This window comes from Desulfurobacteriaceae bacterium (assembly GCA_039832905.1).
Lineage (GTDB): Bacteria > Aquificota > Aquificia > Desulfurobacteriales > Desulfurobacteriaceae > Desulfurobacterium.
In genome coordinates this window covers 659-9349 of the sequence record JBDOLX010000006.1, presented here as the reverse complement: position 1 = coordinate 9349, position 8691 = coordinate 659, and the positions used below count along the sequence as shown (strand labels likewise).

Here is an 8691-nt window from a genome sequence, read left to right as displayed (position 1 = left end):
GTCAAGTATTTCTCCAACCTTAAAGAAAGAGAGGGACTCTGCAGATATTCCGAGAACAACAAGCTTTATATCATTTTCTTCAGCATAAGAAGATATTACTTCATTTAATTCACCTGGAATTATTGAAACTGTAGTTTTTATACCTTCCCTCTCAAATTCCCCAGCAAGTTCTTGAAGCTTCTTAAATCTTCTCTTTAGCCCATCAACGAAGCCTTCACTTATAGAGGCTTTTAAAGACTCTATCATTTCCTCCGAAGTATAGTTCGCTCGAGGTATGAATCCCCATTCAGAAGGAATAAGAACATAAAGTAAATGAACCTCAGAACATCCAGCTTCCTTTAGTTTTAAGATGTAAGGTTTTGCATTTAAACTTGCTTTTTCTAAATCTACTGGATAGAGAACTTTTTCAAATAACATAGTATCCCCCTATCTGATGGCGTATTCGTCAAGCTCAAAAATTGGCTTAACCTCCCAAACTTTTATTAGTTTACCATTTTTTTCTACAGATACCTTCACAAGAGGTTCAGATTTTGCATCAGAATACCTAGCTACAATTCCACAAGCTTTTTCTAAAATTTCTTCAGTTGGTTCTTCCTGGCACCTTAAAAGACCAGTAGGTCCCGGAACTCCCGGCGTTGTAAGAATATAGTCTATCTCCTTTTTATTTTCCCTTAAAACTTTGTTTTCCACTTTATTTCTACCAACGATAAGTTTACAGTTTCCTATTCGAAAGTGTCTACCAACTTTTAAAAGCTCAATATTCTCCCAAGTTAGTTCATCGTGTTCCATTAAATCTTTTATCTTTTTAGCAAAAGATGGTTCCGTCAAAAGACAACCACCAGCAGGTGTGGGAAGGTCATCGATATTTATCCCCAAACTTTTTAGAATTTCAGGATACCTCTTCCTTGAACGTCCCTTTAAATCCAAAAGTTTTTCCTTATCAACCAATCCTTCTTCTTCATAAACGGTTGGAGGTAAAAGCCTTGCTGAAAGTGGCCGTAAGATTTTCTTTTTAAGACCAGAAAGTTTCTCTATTTTCCTAAAAGCGTCCATGTGTTGAGACATAGGTCTTTGTCCAAGAACTTCCCCAGTCGCAATAATGTTATTTCCTGCTATCTCTTTTAGCTTTCGGAGCATATAAGCTTTACAGTCTATACAAGGATTAACGTTCTTACCGTAACCGTAAACTGGATTTTTTAACATCTCAAGATAATCATTTCCAGCTTTTAGAATCAAAAGTTCTATCCCAAGCTTCTTGGCAAGACTTTCCAACTTTTCAATATCTTTTTGGAAAAGAGGAGAAGTTATGTGAACCCCTACAACATCGTATCCTAGGTTTCTTAGAAGTTTTGCTGCAATGATACTATCAAGTCCTCCAGAGAAAAGTAAAAAAACTTTTTTTCCTTCCATAGACACATCTCCTTTTTAGTTTTAATTTAAAAATAAGAGATACCAAAAAAAGGAGGAAGGGATGGCAACCCTCAGACTTAATCTTATCGGTGATGGTATTGACCTCACAGGAGCTATCAAAAATACATTGGAGGAAAAGTTCAAGAAACTGGGAAAATACTTAGGAGATAACGAGGAAAGAGAAATTTTTGCTGACATTATTGTAAGAAAAGAAAAGTATCGTGCATCTGTAGAAATAATAATCTACAACGTTTACGACCACACCCTTAGAATAAAGAAAGAAACCGATGACCTCTACACTGCTGTAGATTACGTAGTTGATGCAGCAGAAAAGCAGTTAAGAAGGTTAAAGGACAAAATTCAAACGGAAGCTAAAAGAGAGGGAAAGAAAAATAAGAGAAATATTACCTTAGTTGAAGAGGAAGTAGTTGAAAAGCCAATTGAAATCATTGAAGTTGAACCTGAACTTTACAAACCTATCACTGTTGAAGATGCCGTAATTAAACTTCTTGGATCAAACATGGAATTTTTTGTATTCTGTAATGCAGAAACCGGTAATGCAGCTGTTGTTTATAAAAGAAAAGATGGAAACGTAGGATTGATAGAGATGCCATCATGTAAGTGATAATATCGGAATTGGGAATAGAAATAATGTTACCTGAAATTATCGTTACCCTATCGTTTTTAGTCCTCTTCATTTTTGGACTCTATATTGCTTACGAAATACCTGTAAAATAAAAATAGGGGGGAAATCCCCCCTTTAAGTATTATTCAACCTTTAAAACAGCTAAAAACGCTTCTTGTGGAACCTCTACTTTCCCAAGCATTTTCATACGCTTTTTACCTTCTTTCTGCTTTTCTAAAAGTTTTTTCTTTCTTGTAACATCTCCACCATAACACTTTGCAAGAACGTCCTTCCTTAAAGCCTTGACAGTAGAACGGGCAATGATCTTGTTTCCAATTGCAGCCTGAATTGCAACTTCAAACAGCTGTCTTGGTATTATCTCTTTTAACTTGTCAACAAGCTGGCGTCCTCTCTGGTAAGCTTTATCTTTATGAACAATTACAGAAAGAGCATCAACGGGTTTTCCATTTATAAGAATGTCAAGTTTTACAAGCTCAGATGGTCTATAACCTGCAAGTTCATAGTCAAAAGAAGCGTATCCACGAGACACAGACTTCAGCTTATCAAAGAAGTCAAAGAGAATTTCAGATAGTGGCATATCGTATCTTAGTTCTACCCGGTTTTGATCTAAGTATGTAAAGCCTGTTTGAATTCCACGCCTATCTTGGCAAAGCTGCATAATTGGACCAACATATTCAGAAGGAGTAATAATTGAAGCTGTAATATAAGGTTCTTCTATGTGGTCTATTTTTTCTGGAGGTGGCATCTCTGCTGGGTTTTGAACGTTAACGACAGTTCCATCTTTTAGGTAAACCTTATAAATAACGCTTGGAGCAGTAGCGATTAAGTTTAAACCAAATTCTCTTTCTAGTCTTTCCTTAATTACTTCCATGTGAAGAAGCCCTAAAAAGCCACATCTAAATCCAAACCCAAGAGCTGCCGAAGTTTCCGGCTCAAAAAAGAGAGCTGCATCGTTAAGTTTTAACTTTTCAAGAGCTTCTTTTAAGTGCTCGTAATCATCTGAATCCACAGGATAAAGTCCTGCAAATACCATAGGTTTTGCCGGTCTAAATCCCGGGCAAGGTTCATCGGTCGGATTTTCGGCATCGGTAATGGTATCCCCAACTTGAGTATCTTCAATATTCTTAATGTTTGCAGCTATCCAGCCTACTTCTCCAGCTCTTAGTTCTTCGACCTTTGTCATGTAAGGGGACTGAGTCCCTACCTCAACTACTTCAAACTCTTTATCGTTGGACATAAGCTTTATTCTCGTTCCTGGCTTTATTACACCGTCAAAAACTCTTACAAACGGTATAACTCCCTTGTAGTTATCGTAGAAAGAATCAAAAATCAGTGCTTTTAAGGGTTTGTTAGGATCTCCGGAAGGTGGTGGAACTTTTTTAACTATAGCTTCTAAGATCTCCTTAATCCCTATTCCTTCTTTAGCAGATGCTAAAATGGCATCATCTGGATCAAGTCCCAAAACGTCAGCAATTTGTTCCTTTACCCAGTCAGGATTAGCACTTGGTAGGTCTATTTTGTTTATAACAGGGATAATTTCAAGACCAGCATCAAGTGCCAAGAAAAAGTTTGCAATGGTTTGAGCTTCTATCCCTTGTGTTGCGTCAATTACTAAAAGTGCCCCCTCACACGCAGAAAGACTTCTTGAAACCTCATAGGTAAAGTCAACGTGTCCGGGAGTATCAATAAGATGCATAGTATAGGTCTTACCATCATCAGCTTTATAATTCATTCTTACAGCGTTAAGTTTTATTGTTATTCCCCTTTCCCTTTCAAGTTCCAAGGTGTCAAGCATCTGTTCTTTTAGCTCTCTTTTTGATACAGTTCCCGTATACTCAAGGAGTCTATCGGCTAAAGTAGATTTCCCGTGGTCTATGTGTGCGATTATGCAAAAGTTTCTAATGAATTCTTGATTCATAGGACTCCCTCTGAAAGTTTTAGGGAAAAATATAAACCAAAATTAAAAAAGGGGGCGTAAAGCCCCCTTCATAGTTTGAAAATTTAGACAGTAATTAGAACTTGAGGTCTGCTTGAAGCCAGAGGTGGTGAACAGTATCGCTTGAGTCTGTCTTATACTCGTATGCAGTATCTGGATCAAACCATTCATATCCAAGTGTTAAGCAAAGGTTCTTGCTGTACTTGTACTTAGCTTGAAGGTCAAGTTCCATTCCAACATCTTTACTTGTTTCATTTGGATTACTTGGATTTGCTACATCTTCAGCTGTTTGGAAGTAATGGAAGTGCGCAAGTGTCGCAACTTTTGCAAGTGGCTTAGCAGAGAATTTTACGTAAAGATCTGTAATTCCTTCGTCTGTGGCTGTTGGGAATGCCCCATTAAACTTGTAGAAGTTTCCTACCCAGATCTGATCAGCAAATCCAAGCCACTTGTGAGCTGTTGGAAGAACAGACCAGAATGCATCAATATCATTATCTTTTCCATCATCTCCAGAATAGTAATCATATCCTACAAATACACTTGGTTTAGCAGCAACATCTGCAAATGTAGCTCCGCCACCTACGCTGAAGAAGTATCCTTTATAATCGTTTCCATTTTGGTCTTGTCCATTTTGGAATGCAACTTCTGCATTTGCCTTAACCTTCATAGAACCTAAATCTACAACTGGAGTACCTCTAAAATAGAATGTATTAATGTTATCTATTGTAGAGTGTTCCATTCCATCTACAAAAATAGCAGTTGCTTCGTATGTTCCACCAATTCCAAATGGCTTTAGAGCTCCTTGCCAGCTTGCAACGTAAAGGTCAATGTCTCCTGTATCTGTATTTGGAATTGTCCATGCATCGAATCTATTTACAGACTCATTAAGCTTTCCATAGAAAGCAATAGCTGTTCCGAAATCCCCTGCCTTATAAGCAGCTAAGACACCATCAATAGACCTTGCAGCTTGAGACCAACCTACAGAACCTACAAGCCTTTGGTTTCCAAGGTTAACTTCTTGGCGTCCAAGCTTAACAATAAGTCCATCAACACCAAAAGCATTGTTTAATAGAATGTAAGCTTCATGGAGATTTAGAGTATTAGTTGTTCCAGAAACTCCTCTATCCGCTTTTGCCAAATATGCTGGTTCTTCATCATAAGTAGAAGCAGACTCTCCTAATAGAACTCCTTGTAAATTCTCTCCCCAATATCCTACTGCTTGTGGTGTAAATACAGCAGTTACACCATCAGCAAGCTTAGCTTTAATTTGAATTCTTGCTCTGTAGTTTCCTACTGGTCTGTAAGAGTTGTCGATCTTCCAGTATTCGATCCTTTCTCTTAATTGTCCCTTAATAGTAATAGTTTGTTCTTCCATTCCTACATCTTCAGCCATAGATGCTGTTGGAAGAACGAGAGCTGCTGTTAGACCCATTAAGGTCGCAAGCTTTAGTGCCTTTCTCATCAGGACCTCCCCTTGTAGTGTTTTAGTAGTGTTTTAAAGGTTTGTAGAGATTATATCATTTTTCACTTTTTCAAAATTTAGCATTATGGTTTTTAAAATTCAAGTTTATCCTTCTTAGCTTTAATGCTTATTTTGCAATTTTACAACTAAAACTTCAATTTGTAATAATAACAAAAATAGCAAATTTGGGAGGAGGAGATGAAAAAACTCCTAAGTCTAAGCCTTGTAGGAATGGCTACCTTTTTGGGCTGTAATGTCTTTGAAAGCATTGCAGACAAAGAAAGCGTAGAAAGCTGTCAGTACGAAGTAAGTTATGCACTTGACAAACAAGACTACACCCGCGCGATAGAGCTTCTTAACGGAGAGTGTGCTTCTGCTTTTAACGAAACTGAAAGATACATAAATCTTGGAGCTGCATACTTAGGACTTGCAGGTTACGATATTCCATCTCTTATAACAAACCTTCTAAACAGTAATGATGAAAGTAACAATTCTTTTGCAACTTTCATCTCAAAAAGCATTGAAGGTGGTGCTGGGATAAAGATAGTTTATGCAAAGAAAGCAAGGGAGTACTACCTAAAAGCACTTGGAAGTAACGTAAACTGTGATAACCCTAAAACCCGTTTAGAAAAAGATGCTTGTTTTTTTAAATCTATTTCAGACATCGCGCAAGCTACAACTTCTTTTGCATCTTTATTTGAAACTGTAGGAACAGATGAAAAAACTACAGAGGAAGCTATAACAGCTTGGGCTGCAAGCGACACAACTCAAAGTTTGGATTGTGATATTGATGCAGACCAAGATGGAGTAGTTGATGCTGCAGAGTTTAGCGGATGTGCCTTGAAGTACTCGGCAACTGAGGACAACAACACTACAATTTGTGAAGCTGAAGGAGTAGATATAAATGTTCTAGAAGACAACGTAACTTTCGGTTATGAAACAAAAACCTTTGAAGTAATAAAACTAACAATAAGTGGCAACTCTACAGTTGGTTGTAGCAATAACACAGATTACAAAGTTTTGGAAAAAATTGACGATGGAACGAAAATCTTAGTTCTTACAAGTGGCTACTGCTATGCAGATAACGGAATAGCCTGTGAAAGCGTTAATGAAACAACTGGGTGTTATCCTTGTCCAATTGTGGAAGATGGAAATGATACCTTAACAGTTGTAGAAAGCGTAGTAGAACTTCTTAACAACGGAACAGAATCAATAGCAAACCTTGTAGGAGACAACGCTACAGATATTGAGGATGCATTAACAGAAATTAAAAAAGACATATGTGAAGCAGGACCTGAATATTGTACTTGTGGTGAAGAAAACTGTACAACAGAGAGTTTAGAAAGTGCTGATAATATAACCATAACAGTTAACGCAACAGAAGCTCAAAAACTACTTTCAGAATATCTAACTCAGATTCAATAGTTAAGAAAAGAGGGGGATAGTCATGAAAAGGAATCTTATAACTGCAGCTTTTCTTTTAGGAAGTCTTGCCCTTTCAAGCAGTTCTTTTGGAGGAATTTATGAGTATCCTTACATATACAAAGACCCATCTGTAATGGGAATGGGAGGAGCCTACACAGCAGTTGGTGGTTCTATTAATTCACTCTTTTACAACCCTGCAGGTCTTTCTAACATAAAAAGAGAAGCCGGCTTTGAAGTAACCCTTTTAAAACTTGGAGGAAGTTTATCTTCCAACTTTTTTGATTTCGCAAACGACTTTCAAGACGTTCTTGATATAGACAACGACACAGAACAGTTAACAGCCTTAAATGACCTAATACTTAAATACTTAGGAGAAAACTTTCACTTCGACCTTCAAGGACTTGCCTTAGGAGTAGCTAAAAACAATGAGAAATTAGCATTTGGTTTTACCTTAGTAGGAAGTTTTCAAGCAAATTTTGCAACACATCAAGGAGCAGGAACGGACGGTCTTTTAGAGGTTCATCAAAAAGCCTACGCTGGAGCAATAGCAGGAGTTTCTTATAGATTCTTGGACGATAAATTAAAGGCTGGATTTGGCGTTAAAGCTTTCTATGCTGAAACTGTAGACCACACCTTTACAACTTCTGAAATTTTAGACCACCAAGATGACTTAGATACCTATATAGAAGACAACTACCTCAAAGACGGAACAGCAATTTCTTTTGATGTTGGTTTCATATATGATGTAGCTCCAGATAACTACTTCAATCCCCAAGTGGGAGTTTCCGTTCTAAACATAGGAGATCTTGATTTTGGGGAAGCTGGAAAGATCCCAATGAGTGTAAATCTGGGGCTTGCACTAAGACCAAAGTTTGAGGGATTCCGTGGCTTTTTCAAAGAACCCGTTTTTGCTCTAGATGTTATAGACGTTACCCAAAATAACGGTGTTGATGAAGATTGGGGCAAAAGGATCAGAATCGGTGGAGAGATAAAGGTTTGGGAAAATAAATGGACTGCTTGGATCTTAAGAGGAGGACTTTATCAAGGTTATCCAACTTTTGGAACAGACTTTAGACTCGGTTTAATCAACTTCCAGTTTGCAACTTACGCTGAAGAAGTTGGAGGTTACGCCGGACAAGAAGAAGATAGAAGGTATATGGCTTCTGTTTCCTTAGAGTGGTAGTCTTGAAATTCCTATTGAATGGCTTATATTTTGTTTCTCGATTGTTGCCCACGTGGCTCAGGAGGTTAGAGCGCACCCTTGGTAAGGGTGAGGTCGGCGGTTCAACTCCGCCCGTGGGCACCACTTTTATCAAAGAAAAATAACAAAAATTCAAAAATTCACCTTGAATTTCCCCTTTCTTATTGATAAATTTTGGCTGAAAACTTTTAATACTTAAAACAATTTTTTATTGGAGGAAACGCTATGGCGAAGCAAAAATTTGAGAGGAAGAAGCCCCACAAGAACGTGGGAACAATTGGACACGTTGACCACGGAAAAACAACCCTCACAGCAGCAATCACACACTGTCTTTCTTTAAGAGGACTTGCACAAGAAGTAGCATACGACCAAATCGATAAAGCTCCAGAAGAAAGAGAAAGAGGTATCACTATCGCTACTGCTCACGTTGAATACGAATCCGACAAGTACCACTACGCTCACGTTGACTGCCCAGGACACGCCGACTACATCAAGAACATGATCACCGGTGCCGCTCAAATGGACGGTGCTATCCTCGTAGTATCCGCTGCTGACGGTCCAATGCCTCAAACAAGAGAACACGTTCTCCTTGCAAGACAAGTTAACGTTCC

General features: G+C 38.1%; 8 protein-coding genes and 1 tRNA gene. 5 read left to right on the top strand and 4 right to left on the bottom strand.

Annotated features, from left to right (window positions below):
* Both ABGX27_00170 and ABGX27_00165 read right to left on the bottom strand, forming a co-directional pair.
* Positions 1-417 (bottom strand): universal stress protein (locus ABGX27_00170; GenBank protein ID MEO2067915.1); only part of this gene is annotated, 417 nt, incomplete at its 3' end.
* Positions 418-426: 9 nt separating this feature from the next.
* A complete protein-coding gene (locus ABGX27_00165) occupies positions 427-1410 on the bottom strand; it encodes a DUF814 domain-containing protein (GenBank protein ID MEO2067914.1) in 984 nt (327 codons plus the stop codon).
* A gap of 61 nt (positions 1411-1471) precedes the next feature.
* Here ABGX27_00165 and raiA point away from each other — a divergent pair, with 61 nt between their 5' ends.
* Positions 1472-2035: a ribosome-associated translation inhibitor RaiA gene (gene raiA, locus ABGX27_00160; protein MEO2067913.1), complete on the top strand. Its 564-nt coding sequence runs from the start codon at positions 1472-1474 to the stop codon at positions 2033-2035.
* 142 nt (positions 2036-2177) lie between these two features.
* On the opposite strand, the gene lepA is transcribed toward raiA, so the two are convergent.
* Both lepA and ABGX27_00150 read right to left on the bottom strand, forming a co-directional pair.
* The gene (lepA, locus tag ABGX27_00155) at positions 2178-3974 is read right to left on the bottom strand and encodes a translation elongation factor 4 (GenBank protein ID MEO2067912.1); all 1797 of its coding nucleotides are present in this window, start codon (positions 3972-3974) and stop codon (positions 2178-2180) included.
* 94 nt (positions 3975-4068) lie between these two features.
* The gene (locus ABGX27_00150) at positions 4069-5454 is read right to left on the bottom strand and encodes an alginate export family protein (protein MEO2067911.1); all 1386 of its coding nucleotides are present in this window, start codon (positions 5452-5454) and stop codon (positions 4069-4071) included.
* 198 nt (positions 5455-5652) lie between these two features.
* Here ABGX27_00150 and ABGX27_00145 point away from each other — a divergent pair, with 198 nt between their 5' ends.
* The 4 genes from ABGX27_00145 to ABGX27_00130 all read left to right on the top strand — a co-directional run.
* A complete protein-coding gene (locus ABGX27_00145; protein ID MEO2067910.1) occupies positions 5653-6879 on the top strand; it encodes a hypothetical protein in 1227 nt (408 codons plus the stop codon).
* A 22-nt stretch (positions 6880-6901) separates the two neighbouring features.
* Positions 6902-8062 carry a hypothetical protein gene (locus tag ABGX27_00140; GenBank protein ID MEO2067909.1) on the top strand — a complete coding sequence of 387 codons (1161 nt, stop codon included), beginning with the start codon at positions 6902-6904 and terminating at the stop codon, positions 8060-8062.
* Between the two features lie 46 nt (positions 8063-8108).
* A tRNA-Thr gene (locus ABGX27_00135) sits at positions 8109-8185 on the top strand.
* 120 nt (positions 8186-8305) lie between these two features.
* Positions 8306-8691, top strand: a 386-nt coding sequence (locus ABGX27_00130; protein ID MEO2067908.1) for a GTP-binding protein, incomplete at its 3' end; no start/stop codon positions are given.